The following is a 22,981-nucleotide window of genomic DNA, read 5'->3' as shown; positions in this document are numbered from 1 at the left end:
TTGACTGAATGTGTAGGCTGTGTGGAGGCATGGCCGGACATTTAAATTAGTGCTGGAAATTTTCATGGCTACGGCACTTTTTCCCGGAGGCTGTGTCTTATTGTGCTAAAGATATCTGATAGCGTGCTCAAAGGGATTTCACCCGCGGAGATAAAATGAACAAAAATACTCTAATCCTTGTTGTTGAAGATGAAGACGACATTGCTGAAATACTGATGAGTTACTTAGAGCGTTCAGGGATGAAAACGCTGAGGGCCAGACAGGGCGAGCAGGCGATAGCGCTTAATCGCCTTCATAAACCGGATCTCATCTTGCTGGACATTCATCTGCCCGTATGCGACGGCTGGAGCGTCCTCACGACGCTTCGTCAGGAAAGTTCCGTGCCCGTCATTATGGTTTCTGCCCTCGATCAGGACGTAGATAAACTCATGGGGCTGAGGCTTGGCGCGGATGATTACGTTATCAAGCCTTTTAACCCTTCTGAAGTTGTCGCGCGGGTTGAAGCGGTGCTGCGCAGAACCAAACCCGCTATTCAGCAGGCGGGGGCCGCGCCTATCAGGACGCCATTTATTACGGTCTATCCGGATGATTTCTACGTTGAGGTTACCGTGGGACCTGAAGTGATCTCCCCGGTGTTAACGACGACGGAATTTAAGCTTCTTACGTATCTGGTCAGATATCCGCGAAAGGTCTGCTCCCGCGAAGAGTTACTCAATGCATGTCTTCCGGAAGGTGATACCCTCGACAGAACAGTAGATAGCCATATGAGCAAGCTGCGTAAAAAACTTGAGCTCGCGGGGCTTTACGGCGTCCCTGAGAGCATCAGGGGCATGGGTTACCGGCTTGGGGAGAAAAAATGAACAGAGAGTCTGTCCTGAGTCGTCAGATCTTAACGTACATGATGTTGCTGACGTTTACGATCATTGCCATTTCCATACTGGGCTCCTGGTTTTTTTACTCCTTTATTCTGGATCACCTCCCCGGCGGCGCTGCTGCGGGGGAAGACGAGCAGATGACCCTGTGGGACTGGGTGTGGATCGGGACAGCAACAACAATCAGTCTAATATTCGCGGTTTTTTTAACGATCAAACTTTCCTCGCGGATACTCACCCCGCTAAACGCGGTCGCGTCCAGCCTGAAAAAAATTTCGCAGGGCCAACTGGATGCCCGGGCTTATTGTGCCAGTTCCAGGCTGGGAGAGATCAATCACCTGGTCATGGATTTCAATGAAATGGCGGAAAAACTGCAGACGCTGGATATGCAGCGTAAATCCTGGAATGCCGCCATTGCCCATGAACTCAGAACCCCGGTCACGATTTTACGCGGGCGGCTTCAGGGTCTGGTAGACGGCGTTTTTGAACCGGATCCGGTGCTTTTTAATAATCTTCTCAGGCAGACCGAAGGGTTAACCCGCCTGATTGAAGATCTACGGGTTGTCAGCTCTGACGGTGGGGCGGGTTATACGTTGTCTAAATCCAGAACGGATCTCAAAGGGACAATACAGGACGCGCTTGATACGTTCATGCCCGAATTTAAACGTAATCAGTTTACGATAAAGACAGCGTTGAGGGAGCAGCGTTGTGTGTTCGATCCGTTGCGTATCACCCAGTGTCTGGCCGTTCTTTTTGACAACGCATTACACTATTCAACCTCGCGGACGCTCATTGTCAAAAATGGCGTGTCTGATAAAGGCAATTATATTCTTATTCAGGATGGCGGACCGGGCATCCCTGAGGCCTTCCACGATTTTTTATTTCAGCCTTTTCAGCGGGATAATGGCGCCAGGGCATTGAATCCCGAAGGGTGTGGCTTAGGCTTATCGGTGGTAAAAGCCATCATGCTGGCCCATGGTGGCGATGTCACTTATACCTTATCAAAGCAAAACCACTCAATATTTAAACTCACCTGGCCCGACCCGTGAGTTTCAGCGGCAGATTAAATGTGCTTGCTGGCGATAAATGCCATATTTGTCCTAGCTTAGCATCCCATTCCTGTGGGGTAATCGTCAGTTTACCGCGTCTCGGGCTTAAGGTTATTTCACTGAAATAGATTTCATCTTTTTTTAGCATAAGATCAACGCGGCAGTAATCAATTCCCTGCGCCAGCTCCTGGGAGGCCAACAATGCTTGTCGGAATAAAAGCGGTTCGCCAGGATCTGCTGAAGTATTCGGATATTCCATCTGGAAAGGTTGTAAGTTCCAGTGCCTGTCATAAACGTTGATAAACCCTTTCCCGTTATCATCCGTAAAATCCGCTTCAACATAGTGGGCAACGCCATGAAAGCAATGGATCCTCAACATTTCGGGCGTTGTATTCCTGTCAGCATCGTCGAAGAGATCGACAAATGGCTCGCAAAGTATACTCGGCGTAATGTTTTTGTACTGCCATTCGCGTGTGGTGTAGTACAGATTTTTCTTTAACGCGAGGCTCAGTTTTTTACAGGCTTCCCTGTCATTAAAGTGCGCTTTGTCGGTACATATTATTGTGCTACCACTGTCATGGTTGCACTTAAGGACGAATTTGTCAGGAAGTACTGAAAAATCAATTTGCGACGCCCTGGTATAAACACCAAGTAATGGCACCGTTTTCACGCGCGTAGTTCTGGAAGAAACGTATTCCCGAACGGCGAGTTTATCGGCAAGCATTGTATAGACGTTATTATGGTCATAGACCAGACGATGGCATATTTTTTCACTCAACGTCGAGGGTGATTTAATGTCAGGGGTTTTCCCGGTTGTTCTCTTGAGCCTCACAGTATGGAAGTGCAGGTCCGTCATTAAAAATGAACGACATTTTCTGATGAGATACTCTGTGTATTTTAGAACATAAGTGGCGGTGATCATTTTTTCTCCTCCGTAATGTCCTGATATTCTGGAGAAGAACTGTTGATGGATATTGCGTAAAATATGGAGCAAGGATGGAGACGAAAATTAAAAGGATTAAATAACGTACGCAGGTTATTTAATCCTTGATTTAGCGGAGGGGGTTACCGTTGTGCTTAGCGGTCCTTTCTCCACGCATCGGCGGTCAGCGCTTCACCGAAATGACCGGCAATCAGTCGTTTCGTCAGCTCATGAAGCGGAGAGGCCATCACATCCGCCGTGCTGCCACGCTCGACAACTTCCCCCTGGTGCATCACCATCACCTGGTCGCTGATGTGCTTCATCATTCCGAGATGTTGGGTAACGTAGATATAGGAGATACCCTGTTTTTCCTGCAACTCCAGCATCAGGTTAATCAGTTGCGAACGCATCGACATATCCAGCGAGGCAAGCGCTTCGTCGGCAATGATTACCTTCGGGCGCAAAATCAATGCGCGCGCCAGACCCAGGCGCTGTTTCTGGCCGGGGGCCAGCATATGGGGATAGTAGCTTTCGTGATCCGGTAACAGCCCCACCATGCGCAGGGTTTCAAAGACGCGCTTTCGTCGCGCCTCGGGCTCCAGCTCGGTGTTCAAACGCAGAGGAAAATCCAGAATCTGCGAAATACGCTGGCGGGGATTGAGCGAGGTTGACGGATCCTGGAAGATCATGCGGATACGCTGGCTGCGGAAAGAGTAATCCCCAAACGCCAGAGGATGATCGTCAATCAACACTTCTCCAGCGGTAGGCTCTACCATGCCGGCAAGCATCTTCGCCAGCGTCGATTTCCCGGAACCGTTTTCGCCAATAATCGCCAGCGTCTGTTTTTCACGCAGGGTAAAACTTAGCGGCTTTACCGCCTCGACAGTCTGACGATGAAACAGCCCCGTACGATAGCGAAAGGTCTTACTCAGGTTGCGGACTTCCAGTAAGGTTTCGACCATTTCACTCTCTCTCCATGTTCAGCGGGAAATGACAGGCGTAAAGATGATTTTTAGCGCCGGTCAGGCGTGGTGTCTCAATACATTTACGCTGAGCATACGGGCAACGAGGCCCAAGACGGCAGCCTATCGGCAAGGATTCCAGCAGCGGAATCGCCCCTGGCAAGGTATTCAGGCGGCTCTTGTGCGGCATGGCGCTGCCAAAATCAGGAATAGCCCGGATAAGCGCCTGCGTATACGGATGATGCGGGGCGTTGATCAGGTCTTCGCTGGGGGCGGTTTCGACCGTTTGCCCGCAGTACATAACATCAATTTTGTCCGCCCATTTGCTTAACATCTGCAGGTCATGGCTGATCAGCAAAATGGTGGTGTTGTTGTTCTGGTTCAGACGTGACAGCAGGCGGAAAATTTGCGCCTGCGTGGTCGGCTCCATCGCGTTGGTGGGTTCATCCGCAATCAGCAAGCGCGGCTGATTAGCCAGCGCGATAGCAATCATCACCTTCTGACATTCACCGTCGGTAAGCTCATACGGGAAGCTGCGCATCGCGTCTTTATGATCTTTGATCCCGACGCGGTGCAACAGTTCGATGGCGCGACGTTTACGCCAGCCGAAACGCTGCCACCAGCGGCCTTTATAGGTCCAGCCGGGGATGTTCTGCATGAGCTGTTTACCCACGCGCTCGGACGGATCGAGACAGGATTGCGGCTCCTGGAAGATCATCGAGACGTTGTGACCAACCAGCTTACGCCGCTCGCGCGGGGAGAGGCGCAGCAGGTCAATGTCGTCGAAGCGCATACGATCGGCGGTCACGCGCCAGTTGTCTTTCGCCACGCCGCAGATAGCTTTGGCGATCAGGCTTTTCCCTGAGCCAGATTCACCCACCAGCCCGCGAATTTCACCCTCAGCAAGCGTGATACTGATGCGATCGACGGCCTTAACCCAGCCTTCACCGGTTTTGAATTCGATGGTGAGGTTGCGGATATCAAGAAGTGGCATTATTGCACCCCCGCGTTAATTGCACGGCGAATACCGTCGCCCAGCAGGTTGATCAGCAACACGCTCACCATAATCGCCGCCCCCGGCAGCATCACTGTCCACGGTGCAACGTAGATTAACTCCAGCGCGTCACCGAGCATTGCGCCCCATTCAGGTGACGGCAACTGGGCGCCAAGGTCGAGGAAGCCGAGCGCAGCAATATCGAGAATCGCCATCGACAGCGCACGGGTGATCTCGGTGACCAGCCCGGCGGCGATATTCGGCAGAACGGCAAACCACAGGATGTTGAAGGTGGTCGCGCCGTCCAGACGGGCGGCGACGACATACTCTTTTTCCAGCTCGTCATGCACCATGCTGTAAACCGAACGCACGATGCGGGGCAGGATTGCCAGCCAGACGGCAAACATCGCATGCGACAGATGCGGTCCGGCAAAAGCAACCACAATGATCGCCAGCAGCAGAGACGGAATCGACAGCAGGGTGTCCAGAATGTGGTTCAGTACCGCCGAACGCAGGCCATGCGTGGATCCCGCAAAAATACCGAGCGCCAGTCCAAAGACTGTCGCCGCAAGCGTGACCACAAATGCGCCACCCACCGTCGGAGCAGCGCCGCTTAACAGGCGACTCAATACGTCACGTCCGAGGTCGTCAGTGCCGAGGAAGAAAGAGACTTCGCCGTAGCGTGACCAGGAAGGCGGCAGAAGCTGATAGCCGAGGAACTGCTGGTCAATGCCATACGGGGCAAACCACGAGCCAAAGAGGCAGAGTAATACCAGCCCGGCGCAGCCATAAAGGCCGATCATCGCCGTGGTGTCACCATAGAACTTACGCCACACGGTACGCAGCGCACCGGGTGTGCGCTTTTCACTGTATACGTTATCGTAAGGCATACCATTCCTTATGCTTCAACGGGTTAGCCATCGCACCCAAAATATCGGACAACACGTTAACAATAATCACCAGCGAACCAATCACCATCACACCCGCTGAAATAGCGGCGTAGTCCTGCTGGCGAATCGCGTTGATCATCCATCGTCCCAGCCCTGGCCAGCTAAAGACCATCTCGGTGATCATCGCCAGAGTGAGCATGGTGGAGAACTGCAGCCCCAGACGCGGAATCACCGGCGGTAGCGCGTTATGAAGAACGTTGCGGCGCAGGATGGTCAGGCGTGACAAACCCCGCGTGGCGGCGGCTTTGACATAATTCTGGTCAAACACCTCGATGGTGCTCAGGCGCATCAGGCGAATTACTTCCGTGGTCGGGGCGACGGCCAGCGTCAGTACCGGCAACACCATATGGCGCACGGCGCTGACGATCATCTCATGACGCCACACTGAATCGGACAGCCAGGCGTCAATAATGGCAAAACCCGTCACCGTTTTCACCGTGTAGAGCAGGTCGAAACGCCCCGAGACCGGTAGCCAGCCCATTGTCAGCGAGAAGAAGAGCGTTAACAGCAGCGCCAGCCAGAATACCGGGATGGAGAAGCCTAACAGGGCGAGGGCGCTGATGAACTTATCCTGCCATTTGTTGCGATAGATCCCGGCCAGCATACCCACGGGGATCCCCACCATCAGGGCAAAACCGAAGGCCAGAATGCACAGCTCCATCGTGGCCGGAAAAACCTCTTTCAACTGGTCGGAGATAAGCTGCCCGTTGATGCTGGACACCCCGAAATCCCAGTGCAGCAGACCGTTAAACCAGAACAGCCAGGCATCCCACAACGATGAGCCCTGAAGCGGGGCGTGCGGCGTAAAATAGCTCAGGCTGAAACCGACAAAGGTCAGCAGAAAGAGCGTCACCAGCAGCAGCAGGAGTCGGCGTAAGGTAAAAATAATCATGGTTTTTTCACCTCTTGTTCTTTTTCGCGCGAGACGCCCGCGAACGAGGCATTGCCGAACGGACTCAGCACCAGACCTTTAATATCATAGCGATAGGCCTGGAGACGCAGGGAAGAGGCCAGCGGCAGCACGGGCAACTCCTCGGCGAGGATTTTCTGCGCTTCATCATAAGCATCGATGCGTGAGGCCAGCTGTTGGGAAGAGAGCGCTTTTTGCAGCACGGCGTCAAACTCCCGGTTACACCAGTGAGCGTAGTTGGTCTGCGAGTTGATCGCCGCACAGCTCAGCAGCGGCCGGAAAAAACTGTCCGGGTCGTTACTGTCGGTAGCCCAGCCGGTCAGCGTGAGATCGTGATTCATATCCATCAGGCGCGCCTCCTGGAAACGGCCTTCAACCGGCACGATGATCACCTTGACGCCCACCTGTGCCATATCTGCCTGCAACAGTTCGGCCGTTTTCAGCGGGCTCGGGTTCCACGCCTGGGAACTGGTCGGCACCCAAAGCTGGAGGGTGAGGTTTTCCGCGCCCAGCGCTTTCAGTTGTTCGCGTGCTTTTGCCGGATTGTATTCCGTAATTTTAGCTTCACCGTCGTAGGCCCACGAGGCGCGCGGTAAAATAGAGGCCGCGGTTTCCGCCGTGCCGTAGTAGATCGACTGCATCAGACGCTGGTTGTTAATCGCCAGCGCCAGGGCATGACGGACGGCAGGGTTGTTCAACGGCGGCTTATCCGTGTTAAAGGCCAGATAAGCGATGTTCATTCCCGGGCGTAGCGTCAGACGCAGACGCGGATCGTCGCGCAAAATCGTGAGCTGGCTGGCGGCAGGCCAGGCGAGCACGTCACATTCCCCGGTGAGCAGTTTTGAGAGACGTCCCGTTCCGCCAGAGCCGAGGTCAACCACCACCTGCGGCATCAGCGGCGTGCCGCGCCAGAAATGTTCATGACGCTGCAGGCGTATATATTGCCCCGCACGGTATTCCGCCAGCTGGAACGGACCGGTGCCCACCGGCTGGCGATCGAGCAACTCCTGGCGATCTTTTTTCGCAAGCTGCGACGCATATTCAGCAGACATGACGGACGCATAGTGGGTCGCCAGATGCCAGAGGAAGGAGGCATCCGGGCGCGTTAGCGTAAATTCAACCGTTCGGTTATCCAGCTTACGTACGCTCTTAACCGTGTCGGCAAACTGCAGACTGTCGAAGTAAGGGAAATGATCTCCATTGACGTTATGCCACGGATGATTGCGATTAAAGATCCGCTGGAAGGTAAAGACCACATCGTCCGCATTCAGCTTGCGCGTGGGGGTAAACCAGGGCGTGCGCTGAAACGCGACATCATTGCGCAGGTGGAAGCGGTAGGTGGCACCGTTGTCCAGCACTTCCCAGCTTTCCGCAAGCTCAGGGACCAGACGGTAGGTGTACGGGTCGACATCAAGCAGACGGTCATACAATTGCGCGGCAAGCGTATCGACAATCAGGCCGCTGCCCGCTTTTTGCGGGTTGAAGGTATCCACCTGGCCGCTCACGCAATAGACGAAGCCACTGTCACGGATGTCAGGCTGCGAAGTCTGCCCCGGCGCGGCAAAAGCCATGCTGCTGAACAGACCGAGTGCAAAAAAGGACGATAAAACCAGACGCATAATTTTTAAGGTTTTTAGGTTCGATCTGCAAAGTGTATCGCACTTACGCCTGCTTCGTAAAAATGTCTGCGGGTAAGTGCCGATATTGTCAGCGCATTTGATGCTTTTTGAGCAATGCCCGTAACTGATGGTAGGTCAGACCCAGGAGTTCAGCCGCCCGTTTCTGGTTATATTTCGCCGTCTTCAGGCTTTGCTCCAGCAATTGTTGTTCCTGGTCGTGCTGGAACTGACGTAAATCAAGAGGGAGGGCGGGGGCGTGGTCAGACGATGAGGGGGCGGTGACCGGCGGCGCATGACGCTGAAAAGGATCGATAATGATGTTATCCAGTTCCGCCTCGCTGCTGCCGTGGCGGTAGACAGAGCGCTCCACGACGTTTTTCAGTTCGCGAATATTTCCCGGCCAGTGATAGGCCAGTAGTGTCTCCTTTGCATAATCGCTGAAGCCGGGGAACAGAGGCAGGCCGAGCTCGCGGCACATCTGAATCGCAAACTGGTCTGCGAGCAGCATAATATCACTTCTTCGCTCGCGCAGGGGGGGAAGCTGAACAACGTCAAAGGCCAGGCGGTCAAGCAGATCGGCCCTGAATTTCTCCTCCGCGACCCTCTCCGGCAGATTGGCGTTGGTGGCGCACACCAGACGCACGTTAACCTGTAGCGGCTGGCTACCGCCGACGCGCTCCAGTTCGCCATACTCAATGACGCGCAGCAGTTTTTCCTGGACCAGCATGGGCGCGGTGGCGAGTTCATCAAGAAACAGCGTACCGCCGTCGGCGCGCTCAAACCGTCCCGGATGGCGCTTCTGGGCGCCGGTAAAGGCGCCTGCTTCGTGGCCGAAAAGCTCTGTATCGAGCAGGTTTTCATTCAGCGCCGCGCAGTTTAACGAGATAAAGGGGCCGTCCCAGCGTCCGGATAAATAGTGCAGGCGGTTGGCAATCAGTTCCTTACCCGTGCCGCGCTCGCCGATAATCAGCACCGGCTTGTTGAGCGGTGCAAGGCGGGACACCTGTTCCAGCACCTCCAGAAAGCTGTTTGCTTCCCCGAGTAAATTGTCTTTGTATCCAGCCATGATGAAATTAACCACTCCTTAGCGATATTCACCAGGTCAGCATAGTTCTTCATTGCGTATAAATCAAACACATCAAGCAAAATCAATAGGATAAAAAACTGGCACGGGAATTGTATTATCTCAACAGCAGGGCATTGCCCGACCACAGAAATAAGAGGATTTTTATTATGGGTATTTTTTCTCGTTTTGCCGACATCGTGAACGCCAACATCAACTCACTGCTGGAAAAGGCGGAAGACCCGCAGAAGCTGGTGCGTCTGATGATTCAGGAGATGGAAGACACGCTGGTTGAAGTGCGTTCTACCTCTGCTCGCGCGCTTGCTGAGAAAAAACAGTTAACGCGCCGGATTGAGCAGGCCACCGCCCAGCTCAATGAATGGCAGGAAAAAGCGGAACTCGCCCTGCGTAAAGATAAAGAAGATCTGGCTCGTGCGGCGCTGATTGAAAAACAGAAGCTGACGGACATGGTCGCGACGCTTGAGCATGAAGTGACGCTGGTGGATGACACGCTCACCCGTATGAAAAAAGAGATTGGTGAGCTCGAAAATAAACTGAGCGAAACCCGCGCACGTCAGCAGGCGCTGTCGCTGCGTCATCAGGCGGCAAGCTCTTCCCGCGACGTACGTCGTCAGCTGGACAGCGGCAAGCTGGATGAGGCCATGGCGCGATTTGAGTCTTTCGAGCGTCGCATCGATCAGATGGAAGCGGAAGCAGAAAGCCACAGCATCGGGAAGCAAAAGTCACTGGATCAACAGTTTGCCGACCTGAAAGCGGACGATGAAATCAGCGAGCAGCTGGCGGCATTGAAAGCCAAAATGAAGCAAGATAACCACTAATACTGTTGCGGCACCTGAGCGTGCCGCTATGCATCCTAAGACAAGGAGTACACATGAGCGCGCTTTTTCTGGCCATTCCCCTGACGATTTTCGTGCTGTTTGTTTTGCCGATTTGGCTATGGCTGCACTACAGCAACCGTTCTTCACAAGGCGATCTTTCCCAGAGTGAACAGCAACGTCTTGCGCAGCTTACCGAACAGGCGAATAAGATGCGTGACCGCATTCAGGCGCTGGAAGCGATCCTGGATGCAGAACATCCAAACTGGAGGGATCGTTAATGACCGGACTGAATCTGAACAAAAAGTTGTGGCGAATCCCACAGCAGGGGATGGTGCGTGGCGTTTGTGCCGGGCTGGCACACTATCTTGACGTTCCGGTAAAACTGGTTCGTGTGGTGACGGTACTGTCTATTTTCTTCGGTCTGGCGTTTATCACGTTCGTGGCATACATCGTACTGTCGTTTGTCCTTGATCCCATGCCCGACGGAGAACTGGCCGCAGAAAGTGCGCCAACCAGTAACGATCTTCTGAATGCGGTTGACGAGCAACTGGCCGCAGGGGAGAAGCGGTTACGTGAAATGGAACGTTACGTGACGTCGGATACCTTTACGCTGAGAAGTCGTTTTCGTCAGCTTTAAGAGAGAATTTATATGAAGCAAAACTGGCAACAGGCCGGTCAGAAGGTAAAACCCGGCCTGAAAATCGCAGGTAAACTGGTTCTGATGACGGCATTACGTTACGGCCCGGCAGGTGTTGCGGGTTGGGCGATCAAATCTGTTGCCCGTAAGCCGGTCAGAATGTTGCTGGCCGTAGCGCTCGAACCGATGCTGCAAAAAGTGGCAAAACGGCTATCGCGCCGTTACTTATCCCGCTAATTCACACGCGCGTCAGCCCCTACATTCCCAGAGAAAGGCTGGCGCCGTCTCAAACATTTCCCTCCCTTTAATGTGCTTTCTTTGCGGCAGCTCACAATACTGAGCAGAGTCGCTTTGGAATTGCATTTTTCAGCCTCCCGCTTCGTTGACAGATATTTTTCATGGGAGTAGATTGCCCTTCGTGGGACCGCTACCATGGAAAATAAAGTGAACGCAAAAATTAAAAAACTTATCAATCATATCTACGGTGAATCATTTTCTGACGCACATTTAGACGTGTTATTATCAAAGCTTGAGCAAGCCGCTATTGATATTACAGAAAAGCGCAAATCAGGCTGGGATGAAAAAGATGTTGTCCTGATTACTTACGCCGATCAGTTCTCCGCGAAAGGGGAGAAAGCGTTGCCGGTGTTTACCCGCTTTTATAATGAGTGGCTTGCCCGCACGTTTTCCCATGTCCATCTTTTACCTTTTTATCCGTGGTCCTCTGATGACGGATTTTCCGTTATCGATTACCACAGCGTCGCGCCTGAAACCGGAAGCTGGCAGGATGTTGCTGAATTAAAGCAGTCTGCCAGCTTAATGTTTGACTTCGTGTGCAACCATATGTCAGCAAAAAGTGAATGGTTTGCTAATTATCTTGCGCAGAAGCCGGGCTTTGACGATTTCTTTATTTCTGTCGATCCTGAAACTGATTTATCTGCCGTGACGCGGCCTCGTGCATTACCACTGCTGACGCCATTTAAGCTGCATGATGGAAGCGTGCGTCATCTTTGGACCACGTTCAGTGATGACCAGATCGATCTCAACTTCGCCTCGCCTCAGGTACTGATTGCGATGGTTGACGTACTGCTCCATTACCTGGCGGAAGGGGCGCGTTACATTCGCCTCGACGCCGTTGGGTTTATGTGGAAGATTCCAGGAACCAGCTGCATCCATCTTGAGCAGACACACTGCCTTATCCAGCTTTTCCGTGCGATTACCGACGCTGTGGCACCCGGCACGGTGATCATTACCGAGACAAACGTCCCGCATAAAGACAATATCTCGTACTTCGGTGATGGTGAAAATGAAGCCCAGATGGTCTATCAGTTCTCCTTGCCACCGCTGGTGCTGCATGCTGTTCATCGTCAGGATGTAAAAGCGCTTTGCCAGTGGGCGGGTTCGCTGGCGCTGCCTTCAACAAAAACGACCTGGTTCAACTTCCTGGCGTCTCATGACGGTATCGGCCTGAACCCGTTACGCGGCATTCTTCCGGAGTCAGAAATACTGTCACTGGTTGAAAAACTTCAGCAGGAAGGGGCGCTGGTTAACTGGAAAAATAATCCTGACGGAACGCGCAGTCCTTACGAAATCAATGTGACCTATCTGGACGCATTAAGCTCGCAAGACAGCCCGGATGATGAACGTATTGCGCGGTTTATTCTGGCGCATGCTGTACTGCTGAGTTTCCCGGGTGTACCTGCCGTATATATTCAAAGCATTCTTGGCTCGCGTAACGATTATGAAGGCGTTGAACGCCTCGGCTATAACCGCGCGATAAACCGCAAGAAATACACCGCCGGTCAGGTTGACCTTGAGCTCAATAATAAACAAAGCATTCGCCATAAAATCTATTCCCGTTTAAGCGAGTTTATTGCTATTCGTCGTGGGGAACGCGCATTTCATCCTGATGCTCAGGCAATGTTTGAATCACTTGATGAACAGATTCTTAAAATTGTTCGTGTGGCTGATAATGGTGAAAGAATTACCGCGCTATTTAATTTTAGTCATAACGTTCATACCGTTTACGAGAAAGTGCTTTCCGGTGTGGAATTGCTATCAGGACAGGCTATTGACGGTACGGAACTGACCCTCAATCCATGGCAGGTTATGTGGATTAAAGAAAACTAAAAAAGGACCCTTAAATGAAAATGCCCAAAATTGTGCTGTTATCAGCACTGGTTTCGTGCGCCCTGTTATCAGGCTGTAAGGATGATAAAGCGTCTGCTGTGACCATTGAGTTTATGCACTCTTCAGTAGAGCAGGAGCGTCAGGCGGTTATTACGAAACTGATCGAAAAATTTGAAAAAGAGAACCCTGGCATCACGGTGAAACAGGTGCCGGTGGAAGAAGACGCCTACAACACCAAGGTGATTACGCTCGCGAGAACCGGGGCGCTGCCTGAGGTGATTGAAGTCAGCCATGATTACGCGAAAGTCATGGATAAGGAACAGCTGCTGGATCGCAAGGCGATTGGCGAAGCCATTAAAGCGGTAGGCGAAAACACCTTCTATGACGGGATCCTGCGCGTGGTACGTACCGAAGACGGTACCGCCTGGACGGGCGTGCCAATAAGTGCCTGGCTGTCCGGCGTCTGGTATCACAAAGATGTTCTTGCTGCAGCGGGTATTGAGGAGCCCCACAACTGGGAACAACTGCTGAAGGCCAGTGAAAAACTTAACGACCCGGCCAAAAAACATTACGGCATTGCGCTGCCTACTGCGGAAAGCGTCATGACCGAGCAGGCATTCTCCCAGTTTGCACTTTCCGGCGGCGCGAACGTTTTTGATGCCAACGGGAACGTCGAAATCGATACCCCTGAGATGGCGAAAGCGCTCTCTTTTTATAAAGCGCTGGCCGCGACCACCATGCCGGGCTCGAACGACGTCATGGAGATCAAAGATGCCTTCATGAACGGTTCCGCACCGATGGCGGTTTATTCCACCTACATCCTGCCTGCGGTATTCCAGGATGGAAACCCTGCCAATCTTGGCTTCGTGGTCCCTACCGAAAAGACCTCTGCAGTCTACGGCATGATCACATCGCTGACGATCACCACGGGTCAATCTGAAGATGAAACGCAGGCAGCTGAAAAGTTTGTGACGTGGATGGAGCAGGCTCAAAACGCAACCGACTGGGTCATGATGTCGCCTGGTGCGGCGCTGCCGGTGAACAAGCTGGTGGTAGGTACGGATACCTGGAAAAACAACGAGGTCATTAAAGCGTTTGGGCAACTGCCTTATGAGCTGATTGCTCAGTTCCCAAATGTGCAGGTGTTTGGCGCTGTGGGCGACAAGAACTTTACCCGCATGGGCGATGTCACCGGGTCCGGCATTATCAGTTCTATGGTGCATAACGTCACGGTGGGTAAACAAGATCTCAGCGCCACGCTCAGCAATAGCCAGAAGCGACTGGCTGACCTGATTTCACAACGATAGGAGCGCTTTGCGGAAGGAAATTATGAAGACGTTGTTTTCTGGTCGATCAGATATGCCTTTCGCCATGCTGCTGTTGGCCCCCAGCCTGATTTTGCTGGGGGGCCTGGTGGCCTGGCCAATGATTTCCAATATTGAAATCAGTTTCTTACGACTGCCGCTTAACCCGCGCATTAGCGCTGTGTTTGTTGGGCTGGACAATTACATTCGCATCCTCAGTGATGCGGCATTCTGGCACTCGCTGTGGATGACGTTCTGGTACACGGCGCTGGTGGTGATGGGCAGCACCGGGCTGGGGCTGGCCGTGGCGATCTTCTTTAATCGCGAATTTCGGATGCGCAAAACGGCACGTTCACTGGTGATTTTATCCTACGTGACGCCGTCTATTTCCCTGGTATTTGCCTGGAAATATATGTTCAACAACGGCTACGGCATTGTGAACTACCTGGGCGTTGATCTGCTGCACCTTTATGACCAGGCACCGCTGTGGTTCGACAACCCCGGCAGTAGCTTTGTGTTGGTCGTGCTGTTCGCCATCTGGCGCTACTTCCCGTACGCCTTCATTTCATTCCTGGCGATTTTGCAGACCATCGACAAATCGTTGTACGAAGCCGCAGAGATGGACGGGGCTAACGCCTGGCAGCGTTTTCGTATCGTGACGTTGCCCGCCATCATGCCAGTGCTGGCTACGGTGGTGACGCTGCGAACCATCTGGATGTTCTACATGTTTGCGGATGTCTACCTGCTGACCACGAAGGTCGATATTTTAGGCGTCTATCTCTATAAAACTGCATTCGCATTCAATGACTTGGGTAAAGCAGCAGCGATTTCTGTAGTGCTGTTTGTGATCATCTTCGCTGTGATTCTGCTGACCAGAAAAAGGGTAAACCTCAATGGCAACAAATAAACGCGTACTTAGCCGTATTGGTTTTTATCTGGGGCTGGCGGTATTTCTGATCATCACGCTGTTCCCGTTCTTCGTGATGCTGATGACGTCGTTTAAGAGCGCGAAAGAGGCTATATCGCTGCACCCGACTATTTTGCCGCAGGCGTGGACGCTTCAGCATTATGTCGACATCTTTAACCCGCTGATCTTCCCGTTTGTGGATTACTTCCGCAACAGCATGGTGGTATCGCTGACCTCGTCGGTGGTTGCGGTGTTCCTTGGCACGCTGGGGGCTTACGCCTTGTCGAAACTGCGTTTTAAAGGACGCACGACGATCAATGCGAGCTTCTACACCGTCTATATGTTCTCCGGGATTTTGCTGGTGGTGCCGCTGTTCAAGATCATCACCGCGCTCGGCATTTATGACACGGAACTGGCGCTGATCATCACCATGGTGACCCAGACATTGCCTACGGCGGTATTCATGCTGTGCAGCTATTTCGACACCATCCCGGACGAAATAGAAGAGGCCGCGATGATGGATGGTCTGAACCGCCTGCAAATCATATTCCGCATTACCGTGCCGCTGGCGATTTCCGGACTCGTGTCGGTGTTTGTTTACTGCTTCATGGTGGCATGGAACGACTACCTGTTTGCCTCCATTTTCCTGTCCAGCGCCAGCAACTTTACGCTGCCGGTCGGGCTGAACACGCTCTTTAGCACACCAGATTATATCTGGGGTCGCATGATGGCGGCATCGCTGGTGACGGCGCTTCCGGTGGTCATCATGTACGCACTTTCTGAACGTTTTATTAAAAGTGGTTTGACCGCCGGTGGCGTTAAGGGCTGAGGCGGCCAATTTTTTATCAGGAGCAAGTTATGAAAAAGTTAGTTGCGACAGCGCCTCGCGTGGCGGCGCTCGTGGAATATGAAGATCGTGCTGTGGAAGCACATGAAGTGAAAATTCGTGCCCGTTTTGGTGCACCAAAACACGGTACCGAAGTTGTGGATTTCCGTGCGGCAAGCCCGTTTATTGATGAAGAGTTCAACGCGGAGTGGCAGATGTTTACGCCGCGTGAAGAGGGCGCTGCGCGCGGTATCGAATTCGGTAAGTTCCAGCTGGGGAACATGATCGTCGGCGACATTATTGAATGCGGTGCTGACGTAACGGAATACCAGCCAGGCGACAGCGTCTGTTGCTATGGTCCGCTGCAGGAGACGGTCATTGTCAATGCGGTTAACAACTACAAGCTGCGCAAAATGCCGCAGGGCGCATCCTGGAAAAATGCTGTTTGCTACGATCCGGCGCAGTTCGCCATGAGCGGCGTGCGTGATGCCAATGTCCGTGTAGGCGACTTTGTGGTGGTGGTCGGTCTGGGTGCCATCGGACAGATTGCCATTCAGCTGGCAAAAAAAGCCGGTGCGTCAGTGGTCATCGGTGTCGATCCTATCGAGCACCGCTGTGAGATCGCTCGCCGTCATGGCGCAGATCACTGTCTGAACCCAATCGGTACCGATGTGGGTCTGGAAATTAAAAAGCTGACCGGCAAGCAGGGCGCGGACGTGATCATCGAGACCAGCGGTTTTGCGGATGCGCTGCAGTCTGCGCTGCGTGGACTTGCCTACGGCGGCACCATCTCCTACGTTGCGTTCGCTAAACCATTTGCCGCGGGTTTCAACCTCGGCCGCGAAGCACACTTCAATAACGCGAAGATTGTTTTCTCCCGCGCCTGCAGCGAACCCAACCCGGACTACCCGCGCTGGAGCCGCAAGCGTATCGAGGAGACCTGCTGGGAATTGCTGATGAACGGTTATCTCAACTGCGACGATCTGATTGACCCGGTCGTGACCTTCACCTCCAGCCCGGAAAGCTACATGAAGTATGTCGATCGGCATCCGGAACTCAGTATCAAAATGGGCGTCACTTTTTAAGCTAAGGACAGCAAATCATGAAAATCGCAACGCAAAACCAGGCCTTTTTCCCAGCCAACATCATGGAAAAATTCGAGTACATCAAAGCGATGGGCTTTGATGGCTACGAAATTGACGGCAAACTGCTGGTCGAAAACCTCGACGAAGTGAAAGCGGCTATCAAAGCCACGGGTCTGCCGGTGACGACGGCATGTGGCGGATACGATGGCTGGATCGGTGATTTTATCGAAGAACGTCGTCTCAACGGGCTACAGCAGATTGAACGCATTCTGCAAGCCCTGGCGGAAGTGGGGGGAAAGGGCATTATCGTGCCTGCGGCCTGGGGAATGTTTACCTTCCGTTTGCCGCCAATGACCTCCCCACGCAGCCTGGACGGCGACCGCAAAGCGGTAAGCGCGTCGCTGCGCTGGCTGGATGAGGTTGCTGCACGCACCGGTACGACCGTCTACCTGGAACCGCTGAACCGTTACCAGGATCATATGATCAATACCCTGGCAGACGCGCGTCGTTATATCGAAGAGAACGATCTCAAGCACGTGCAGATCATCGGTGATTTCTATCATATGAACATTGAAGAAGACTCGCTGACGGATGCGCTGCATCAGAACCGCGATCTGCTGGGGCATGTGCATATTGCTGATAACCACCGCTATCAGCCGGGCAGCGGCAGCCTCGATTTCGCCAGCCTGTTCGATCAGCTGCGTGCCGATAACTACCAGGGTTATGTGGTGTATGAGTGCCGCGTTCGCGCCGACAATCCGACTCAGGCTTATCAGGACTCACTCACTTATTTGCGTGAATGCTAAGGATGACGAGCGTGATGAGTGCTACTACACCTTCGCCTCTGCGCGTCGCCATTATTGGCGCCGGGCAGGTCGCGGACAAAGTGCATGCCTCGTATTACGCCACGCGCAGTGATGTTCACATGGTGGCTGTCATGGACAGCCGCCTTGAGCAGGCACAGGCGTTCGCGGAACGTTATGCTATTCCATCGGCATGGCAGGACGCTCACGAGATGTTGCAAACGGTGAAGCCGGACGTGGTGAGCGTCTGCTCGCCTAACCGGTTCCATTTTGAACATGTCATGGCTGCCCTCGAAGCGGGGTGTCATGTGATGTGTGAAAAACCCCCGGCGATGACGCCGCAACAGGCCGACCAGATGCGCATCGCGGCGCGTAAAGCAGGCAAAGTGCTGGCCTATGATTTTCACCACCGCTTTGCCCTGGATACCCAGCAACTGCGAGAGGCGGTAATGAATGGCACGCTCGGTGAAGTTTACTTCACATCGGCGCAGGCGGTGCGGCGGTGCGGTGTGCCGGGGTGGGGCGTGTTTACCAATAAATCATTACAGGGTGGTGGACCGCTGATTGATATCGGCATTCATATGCTTGATGCCGCCATGTATGTCCTGGGTTTCCCTGCGGTAAAGCGTGTGACCGCGCACAGCTTTCAGAGGCTGGGAAACCGCAAAAGCACCGGCCAGTTTGGCGAGTGGGATCCTACGCAATACACCGTTGAGGATGCCCTGTTTGGCACGATTGAATTCTGTAACGGCGGCATTCTGCGTCTGGACACCTCCTTTGCGCTTAACATCCGCGAGCAGTCCATCATGAATGTCGCTTTCTGCGGCGAAAAAGCGGGAGCAACGCTGTTCCCGGCGCACATCTATAACGACGAAGCCGGGGCGTTAGTCACCCTCGCGCAGCGTGAAGAGGCTGATGACCAGCGACATTTACGCAGTATGGATGCCTTCGTACGCCATGTGCAGGGAGAACCCGTCATGATCGCGGATGCAGAACAGGGCCTGGTTATTCAGCAGCTTGTCGCCGCGCTTTATGAATCAGCAGAAACAGGGGAATGCGTGACATTATGCTGAACGTGTCTGTCTTAACCGATCCGGGCTTTTGTCCTCACAGCCTGAATAAATACGCCTCTGTTATGGCCTGCGGCAATGGCTACATGGGCATTCGCGCTGCGCATGAAGAAGATTACACCCTGCAAACCAGAGGCATGTACCTTGCGGGTCTGTATCATCGTGCGGGACGCAACGAAACCACCGAGCTCGTCAATCTGCCCGATATCACTGGCATTGATGTTGAGCTGGATGGCGTCAATTTCACCCTCCTTGCAGGGGAGATTCTGGAGTGGCAGCGCGAGCTGGCCTTTGCCAACGGCGAGCTGCATCGTCGCGTTGTCTGGCGTTCGCCCGACGGAAACCGTTATCGGCTGGAAAGCCGTCGTTTTGTGTCGCTGGACCAGTTGCCTCTGGTGGCCATGCAGCTTTCGATCACACCGCTTGATGCTGCTTCGCAGGCCGTGCTGAAAACCGGTATTGATGCAACGCAAACGAACAGCGGCAGACAGCATCTGGATGAAATCTCGGTCAGAGTCTTTGACCAGCACTACATGCAGGGCGTGTATGAAACGCAGGACCGGGCGTCAGACGTCGTCGTTTCGGCGTTTTGTCAGCTCTCAACGAAGAGCGACAGCTGTTTTACCGCCAAAAATCGTCGTCTTAACGTGCACCATTCCCTGACGATTGCGCAGGGTGACACTGTCACGCTTGAAAAAATTGTCTGGGTAACCCACCGCTGTGACAAAGCGCTTTCGCAGGAGTCTTTCGCTCGCAACGCGCTGGCCGATCTCAAAGTTTGCGCAGCAAGAGGCTACGACGCCTTGCTGGAAAGTTCAGCGTATGCCTGGAAAGCCGTCTGGCGTGACGCTCGTGTGGAAGTGACGTCTGCGGAACCTCAGGATCAGATGGCGCTGGATTATGCGGTCTGGCACCTGACCACGATGACGCCTGCCCATGACGAGCGAAGCAGTATCGCCGCGAAAGGGCTGACGGGAGAGGGGTATAAAGGCCACGTATTCTGGGATACCGAAATATTCTTGCTGCCTTTCCATCTCTTTACTCGCCCGCAGATTGCCCGCAGCCTGCTGCGTTATCGCTGGCTTAATCTCGCTGGCGCCCGGGAGAAAGCCCGTCGTAACGGCTGGCCCGGCGCGTTGTTCCCATGGGAAAGCGCGGCGAGTGGGGAGGAAGAAACGCCAGAGTTTGCCGCGATCAACATCCGTACCGGGATACGCCAGAAGGTGGCCTCCGCGCTTGCTGAGCATCACATCGTGGCAGATATCGCCTGGGCCGTCGTCGCTTACTGGCAGGCGACACATGATGATGCCTTTATGCGTAATGAGGGTCTGACGCTGCTGATGGAAACCGCCTCGTTCTGGATGGGACGCGCAACGGAAATCAATGGTCGTCTCGAAATCCATGACGTAATAGGGCCGGACGAATACACCGAGCATGTGAATAACAATGCCTACACCAACTATCTGGCCTGGCACAACGTTGCCTGTGCCCGTCAGTTTATGGCGATGTTTGGGCGTGAAGATGCGCGTTTTACGGAGAATGCCACGCAGTTCCTGGCGCGCTTATGGCTGCCAGAGGCCGATGCAGAGGGTGTGATCCCGCAGGATGACTCCTTTATGTCAAAACCTGCCATTGATCTGACCCGCTATAAAGCCAAAGCGGGTAAGCAGACGATTCTGCTCGATTATTCCCGTGCGGAAGTGAACGAGATGCAGATCCTGAAGCAGGCCGATGTGGTGATGCTTAACTACCTGCTGCCGGAACGGTTTACGCCGCAGCAGTGTGCCGCCAATCTGGCGTTCTATGAGCCACGCACGATCCATGATTCGTCATTGAGCAAAGCCATTCACGGGATTGTTCTCGCGCGCTGCGGTGACACGCAGGGGGCCTATGCCTTCTGGCGTGATGGCATCGGCATTGATTTGGGTGACGATCCGCACAGCAGTGATGAAGGGATACATGCTGCGGCCACCGGTGCGATCTGGTCTGGCGCGGTTCAGGGGTTTGCTGGCCTACAAATTATCGAAGGGGAACTGCATCTTGCGCCGAAACTGCCTGCTCACTGGCAGAAACTGGCATTCCCACTGCGGTGGCGCAACGCAACCCTGCATTTCACCTATGAAAACGAGGTGTTAACCATCGAAACGACGGCACCTGCCACGCTAACGCTGTGGGGCAAAACGCTACATGTGTCGGCGCGACAAGTTATCACCCGTAAGGACTTTCTTGCATCTGAAGATGGGACCGCTACCACGGAGGGGCACCATGGTGCTTAAGGCTGTTGTATTCGATCTGGACGGTGTGATCACCGATACCGCACACCTCCACTTTCTGGCCTGGCGAGCCGTGGCGGAGGACATTGGCATCACCTTCGACGAAGTCTTTAACGAACAGCTGAAGGGAATAAGCCGTATGGATTCTCTTCTGCGCATTCTGAAGCATGGCGGAAAAGAGGGGATGTTTAGCGATGAGCAGTGCCTTGCGCTTGCGACGAAAAAAAACGCGCGTTATGTCCAGTCGCTGGCATCGCTGACGCAGGATTCGCTGCTTCCGGGGATTCGAGACGTGCTGGCGGAGATCCGTGCAGCGAAAGTCAAAATTGGGCTCGCGTCCGTATCGCTCAATGCCCCGGGGATTTTGCACGCGCTGGGCATAGATCAGGCATTTGATTTTCGCGCGGATGCTTCCCGCATTCACCGCTCAAAGCCAGACCCGGAGATCTTTCTCGCCGCCTGTGCCGGTCTGGATGTACGTCCTGAAGAGGCTATCGGCATTGAAGATGCCGCTGCGGGCGTTCAGGCGATCAACGCCGCAGGGATGTTGTCGGTAGGGATTGGGCCTGGCCTTAACCATGCAGGATTACAACTTCATTCAACGCAGGAACTGACCTGGACATGCCTGACTGAATTCTGGGCAACCCGGCGTATTGATAAGGAATAAATTATGGCTCAACTGTCTTTAAAACATATTCAGAAAATCTACGATAACCAGGTCCATGTGGTTAAAGATTTCAACCTCGAAATAGAAGACAAAGAATTCATTGTGTTCGTTGGTCCATCGGGATGTGGTAAATCCACGACCCTGCGCATGATTGCCGGGCTGGAGGAGATCAGCGCCGGTGAGCTGATCATTGACGGGGTCTGCATGAATGATGTCCCCGCTAAATCTCGCGATATCGCGATGGTCTTCCAGAACTACGCGCTTTACCCGCATATGACGGTCTACGACAACATGGCGTTTGGCCTGAAAATGCAAAAAATAGCGCCTGCGGTGATTGAGGAGCGTGTTAACTGGGCGGCGCAGATTTTGGGGTTACGTGATTATCTCAAGCGTAAGCCTGGCGCACTGTCCGGTGGTCAGCGCCAGCGCGTGGCGTTAGGCCGGGCGATCGTGCGTGAAGCCGGTGTCTTCCTGATGGATGAACCGCTGTCCAACCTTGATGCCAAGCTTCGCGTCCAGATGCGTGCTGAAATCAGCAAGCTGCACCAGAAGCTTAATACCACCATGATTTATGTCACGCACGATCAGACGGAAGCCATGACGATGGCCACCCGCATCGTGATCTTAAAAGACGGCATTATTCAGCAGGTCGGGGCGCCGAAGCAGGTGTACAACGAGCCGGCCAATATGTTTGTCGCAGGGTTCATTGGCTCACCGGCGATGAACTTCATTCGGGGTGCTATCGACGATCGTTATTTCGTAACGGAAACGTTGCGTCTGGAGATCCCTGAAGGCAAGCTGGCCGAACTGAATGCGCAAGGTTACCAGCGTAAAGCGGTCGTCTTCGGTATCCGTCCGGAAGACATTCTTACCCTGCAGAGCAGCGGAGAAGACATCACGGCGAAAGTCAGCGTGGCTGAACTGACCGGCGCTGAATTTATGCTTTATGCCACCGTAGGGGGGCATGAACTGGTTGTCCGTGCAGGTGCAGCGAATGACTACGTCGCCGGAGATAATATTGGCATCCAGTTCGATATGAATAAGTGCCATTTCTTCGACGCTGATACAGAAGCGGCTATTAGATAAGAAAGGTGTTTGC

The 22,981-nt window shown here is 53.6% G+C and carries 23 protein-coding genes; 16 read left to right on the top strand and 7 right to left on the bottom strand.

Annotated elements, in window-relative coordinates; translation table 11 throughout:
• Positions 1-155 precede the first annotated feature (155 nt).
• Both A4308_RS16640 and A4308_RS16635 read left to right on the top strand, forming a co-directional pair.
• Positions 156-860 (top strand): response regulator, encoded by a 705-nt coding sequence (locus tag A4308_RS16640; RefSeq protein WP_023338377.1) that lies wholly within the window; start codon positions 156-158, stop codon positions 858-860.
• Complete coding sequence (locus tag A4308_RS16635; protein WP_032636303.1) at positions 857-1,921, top strand: ATP-binding protein; 1,065 nt, start codon at positions 857-859, stop codon at positions 1,919-1,921. The genes A4308_RS16640 and A4308_RS16635 overlap by 4 nt, the downstream gene beginning before the upstream one ends.
• On the opposite strand, the gene A4308_RS16630 is transcribed toward A4308_RS16635, so the two are convergent.
• From A4308_RS16630 to pspF, 7 genes are all read right to left on the bottom strand, one after another.
• Entirely contained in the window at positions 1,902-2,843 is a 942-nt protein-coding gene (locus tag A4308_RS16630) for an ATP-grasp fold amidoligase family protein (protein ID WP_049010609.1), read from the bottom strand. The genes A4308_RS16635 and A4308_RS16630 overlap by 20 nt on opposite strands.
• 155 nt (positions 2,844-2,998) lie before the next feature.
• Positions 2,999-3,805, bottom strand: coding sequence for a putrescine export ABC transporter ATP-binding protein SapF (gene sapF / locus A4308_RS16625; protein WP_014884069.1), 807 nt, complete (start codon positions 3,803-3,805; stop codon positions 2,999-3,001).
• A 1-nt stretch (position 3,806) separates the two neighbouring features.
• Complete coding sequence (sapD, locus tag A4308_RS16620) at positions 3,807-4,799, bottom strand: putrescine export ABC transporter ATP-binding protein SapD (protein ID WP_014884068.1); 993 nt, start codon at positions 4,797-4,799, stop codon at positions 3,807-3,809.
• The gene (gene sapC / locus A4308_RS16615; RefSeq protein ID WP_045282171.1) at positions 4,799-5,689 is read right to left on the bottom strand and encodes a putrescine export ABC transporter permease SapC; all 891 of its coding nucleotides are present in this window, start codon (positions 5,687-5,689) and stop codon (positions 4,799-4,801) included. Before sapC ends, sapD begins: the two co-directional genes overlap by 1 nt.
• Entirely contained in the window at positions 5,676-6,641 is a 966-nt protein-coding gene (gene sapB, locus A4308_RS16610; protein WP_023337369.1) for a putrescine export ABC transporter permease SapB, read from the bottom strand. The genes sapC and sapB overlap by 14 nt, the downstream gene beginning before the upstream one ends.
• A complete protein-coding gene (sapA, locus tag A4308_RS16605; RefSeq protein WP_014884065.1) occupies positions 6,638-8,278 on the bottom strand; it encodes an ABC transporter substrate-binding protein SapA in 1,641 nt (546 codons plus the stop codon). The genes sapB and sapA overlap by 4 nt, the downstream gene beginning before the upstream one ends.
• A gap of 88 nt (positions 8,279-8,366) precedes the next feature.
• Positions 8,367-9,344 carry a phage shock protein operon transcriptional activator gene (gene pspF, locus A4308_RS16600; protein ID WP_023330538.1) on the bottom strand — a complete coding sequence of 326 codons (978 nt, stop codon included), beginning with the start codon at positions 9,342-9,344 and terminating at the stop codon, positions 8,367-8,369.
• A gap of 167 nt (positions 9,345-9,511) precedes the next feature.
• Here pspF and pspA point away from each other — a divergent pair, with 167 nt between their 5' ends.
• The 14 genes from pspA (at position 9,512) to A4308_RS16530 (ending at position 22,968) form a co-directional block, all read left to right on the top strand.
• On the top strand, positions 9,512-10,180 hold the full coding sequence (pspA, locus tag A4308_RS16595; RefSeq protein WP_014884063.1) for a phage shock protein PspA: 669 nt from the start codon (positions 9,512-9,514) through the stop codon (positions 10,178-10,180).
• A gap of 53 nt (positions 10,181-10,233) precedes the next feature.
• Positions 10,234-10,458: an envelope stress response membrane protein PspB gene (gene pspB / locus A4308_RS16590; RefSeq protein WP_014884062.1), complete on the top strand. Its 225-nt coding sequence runs from the start codon at positions 10,234-10,236 to the stop codon at positions 10,456-10,458.
• Positions 10,458-10,817: an envelope stress response membrane protein PspC gene (pspC, locus tag A4308_RS16585; protein WP_014884061.1), complete on the top strand. Its 360-nt coding sequence runs from the start codon at positions 10,458-10,460 to the stop codon at positions 10,815-10,817. The genes pspB and pspC overlap by 1 nt, the downstream gene beginning before the upstream one ends.
• A 12-nt stretch (positions 10,818-10,829) precedes the next feature.
• Positions 10,830-11,054 (top strand): phage shock protein PspD, encoded by a 225-nt coding sequence (pspD, locus tag A4308_RS16580; RefSeq protein ID WP_023338371.1) that lies wholly within the window; start codon positions 10,830-10,832, stop codon positions 11,052-11,054.
• 195 nt (positions 11,055-11,249) lie between these two features.
• Entirely contained in the window at positions 11,250-12,947 is a 1,698-nt protein-coding gene (locus tag A4308_RS16575; RefSeq protein ID WP_045282170.1) for a sugar phosphorylase, read from the top strand.
• Between the two features lie 14 nt (positions 12,948-12,961).
• Positions 12,962-14,254, top strand: coding sequence for an ABC transporter substrate-binding protein (locus tag A4308_RS16570; protein WP_049010606.1), 1,293 nt, complete (start codon positions 12,962-12,964; stop codon positions 14,252-14,254).
• A 22-nt stretch (positions 14,255-14,276) separates the two neighbouring features.
• On the top strand, positions 14,277-15,158 hold the full coding sequence (locus A4308_RS16565) for a carbohydrate ABC transporter permease (protein ID WP_014884057.1): 882 nt from the start codon (positions 14,277-14,279) through the stop codon (positions 15,156-15,158).
• Entirely contained in the window at positions 15,145-15,987 is an 843-nt protein-coding gene (locus tag A4308_RS16560) for a carbohydrate ABC transporter permease (RefSeq protein ID WP_045282168.1), read from the top strand. The genes A4308_RS16565 and A4308_RS16560 overlap by 14 nt, the downstream gene beginning before the upstream one ends.
• A 29-nt stretch (positions 15,988-16,016) precedes the next feature.
• The gene (locus tag A4308_RS16555) at positions 16,017-17,069 is read left to right on the top strand and encodes a zinc-dependent alcohol dehydrogenase (RefSeq protein ID WP_045282167.1); all 1,053 of its coding nucleotides are present in this window, start codon (positions 16,017-16,019) and stop codon (positions 17,067-17,069) included.
• A gap of 17 nt (positions 17,070-17,086) precedes the next feature.
• Complete coding sequence (locus A4308_RS16550) at positions 17,087-17,875, top strand: sugar phosphate isomerase/epimerase family protein (protein WP_045282166.1); 789 nt, start codon at positions 17,087-17,089, stop codon at positions 17,873-17,875.
• Between the two features lie 11 nt (positions 17,876-17,886).
• A complete protein-coding gene (locus A4308_RS16545; protein WP_086527826.1) occupies positions 17,887-18,945 on the top strand; it encodes a Gfo/Idh/MocA family protein in 1,059 nt (352 codons plus the stop codon).
• Positions 18,939-21,218 (top strand): glycoside hydrolase family 65 protein, encoded by a 2,280-nt coding sequence (locus A4308_RS16540; protein WP_045282184.1) that lies wholly within the window; start codon positions 18,939-18,941, stop codon positions 21,216-21,218. The genes A4308_RS16545 and A4308_RS16540 overlap by 7 nt, the downstream gene beginning before the upstream one ends.
• Positions 21,208-21,882 (top strand): beta-phosphoglucomutase, encoded by a 675-nt coding sequence (gene pgmB / locus A4308_RS16535; RefSeq protein ID WP_045282165.1) that lies wholly within the window; start codon positions 21,208-21,210, stop codon positions 21,880-21,882. Before A4308_RS16540 ends, pgmB begins: the two co-directional genes overlap by 11 nt.
• 3 nt (positions 21,883-21,885) lie before the next feature.
• A complete protein-coding gene (locus A4308_RS16530) occupies positions 21,886-22,968 on the top strand; it encodes an ABC transporter ATP-binding protein (protein WP_045282164.1) in 1,083 nt (360 codons plus the stop codon).
• Positions 22,969-22,981: the final 13 nt, after the last annotated feature.

It is taken from the genome of Enterobacter sp. ODB01 (assembly GCF_001623605.1).
Classification (GTDB): domain Bacteria; phylum Pseudomonadota; class Gammaproteobacteria; order Enterobacterales; family Enterobacteriaceae; genus Enterobacter; species Enterobacter kobei.
This window is presented reverse-complemented; position numbering and strand designations above follow the sequence as displayed.

What these genes read in the sequence shown, in the direction of transcription:
- A4308_RS16640 (WP_023338377.1), top strand. Translation starts at nt 156, where the DNA reads ATGAACAAAAATACTCTAATCCTTGTTGTTGAAGATGAAGACGACATT.
- A4308_RS16635 (WP_032636303.1), top strand. Translation starts at nt 857, where the DNA reads ATGAACAGAGAGTCTGTCCTGAGTCGTCAGATCTTAACGTACATGATG.
- A4308_RS16630 (WP_049010609.1), bottom strand. Translation starts at nt 2,843, where the DNA reads ATGATCACCGCCACTTATGTTCTAAAATACACAGAGTATCTCATCAGA.
- sapF (WP_014884069.1), bottom strand. Translation starts at nt 3,805, where the DNA reads ATGGTCGAAACCTTACTGGAAGTCCGCAACCTGAGTAAGACCTTTCGC.
- sapD (WP_014884068.1), bottom strand. Translation starts at nt 4,799, where the DNA reads ATGCCACTTCTTGATATCCGCAACCTCACCATCGAATTCAAAACCGGT.
- sapC (WP_045282171.1), bottom strand. Translation starts at nt 5,689, where the DNA reads ATGCCTTACGATAACGTATACAGTGAAAAGCGCACACCCGGTGCGCTG.
- sapB (WP_023337369.1), bottom strand. Translation starts at nt 6,641, where the DNA reads ATGATTATTTTTACCTTACGCCGACTCCTGCTGCTGCTGGTGACGCTC.
- sapA (WP_014884065.1), bottom strand. Translation starts at nt 8,278, where the DNA reads ATGCGTCTGGTTTTATCGTCCTTTTTTGCACTCGGTCTGTTCAGCAGC.
- pspF (WP_023330538.1), bottom strand. Translation starts at nt 9,344, where the DNA reads ATGGCTGGATACAAAGACAATTTACTCGGGGAAGCAAACAGCTTTCTG.
- pspA (WP_014884063.1), top strand. Translation starts at nt 9,512, where the DNA reads ATGGGTATTTTTTCTCGTTTTGCCGACATCGTGAACGCCAACATCAAC.
- pspB (WP_014884062.1), top strand. Translation starts at nt 10,234, where the DNA reads ATGAGCGCGCTTTTTCTGGCCATTCCCCTGACGATTTTCGTGCTGTTT.
- pspC (WP_014884061.1), top strand. Translation starts at nt 10,458, where the DNA reads ATGACCGGACTGAATCTGAACAAAAAGTTGTGGCGAATCCCACAGCAG.
- pspD (WP_023338371.1), top strand. Translation starts at nt 10,830, where the DNA reads ATGAAGCAAAACTGGCAACAGGCCGGTCAGAAGGTAAAACCCGGCCTG.
- A4308_RS16575 (WP_045282170.1), top strand. Translation starts at nt 11,250, where the DNA reads ATGGAAAATAAAGTGAACGCAAAAATTAAAAAACTTATCAATCATATC.
- A4308_RS16570 (WP_049010606.1), top strand. Translation starts at nt 12,962, where the DNA reads ATGAAAATGCCCAAAATTGTGCTGTTATCAGCACTGGTTTCGTGCGCC.
- A4308_RS16565 (WP_014884057.1), top strand. Translation starts at nt 14,277, where the DNA reads ATGAAGACGTTGTTTTCTGGTCGATCAGATATGCCTTTCGCCATGCTG.
- A4308_RS16560 (WP_045282168.1), top strand. Translation starts at nt 15,145, where the DNA reads ATGGCAACAAATAAACGCGTACTTAGCCGTATTGGTTTTTATCTGGGG.
- A4308_RS16555 (WP_045282167.1), top strand. Translation starts at nt 16,017, where the DNA reads ATGAAAAAGTTAGTTGCGACAGCGCCTCGCGTGGCGGCGCTCGTGGAA.
- A4308_RS16550 (WP_045282166.1), top strand. Translation starts at nt 17,087, where the DNA reads ATGAAAATCGCAACGCAAAACCAGGCCTTTTTCCCAGCCAACATCATG.
- A4308_RS16540 (WP_045282184.1), top strand. Translation starts at nt 18,939, where the DNA reads ATGCTGAACGTGTCTGTCTTAACCGATCCGGGCTTTTGTCCTCACAGC.
- pgmB (WP_045282165.1), top strand. Translation starts at nt 21,208, where the DNA reads ATGGTGCTTAAGGCTGTTGTATTCGATCTGGACGGTGTGATCACCGAT.
- A4308_RS16530 (WP_045282164.1), top strand. Translation starts at nt 21,886, where the DNA reads ATGGCTCAACTGTCTTTAAAACATATTCAGAAAATCTACGATAACCAG.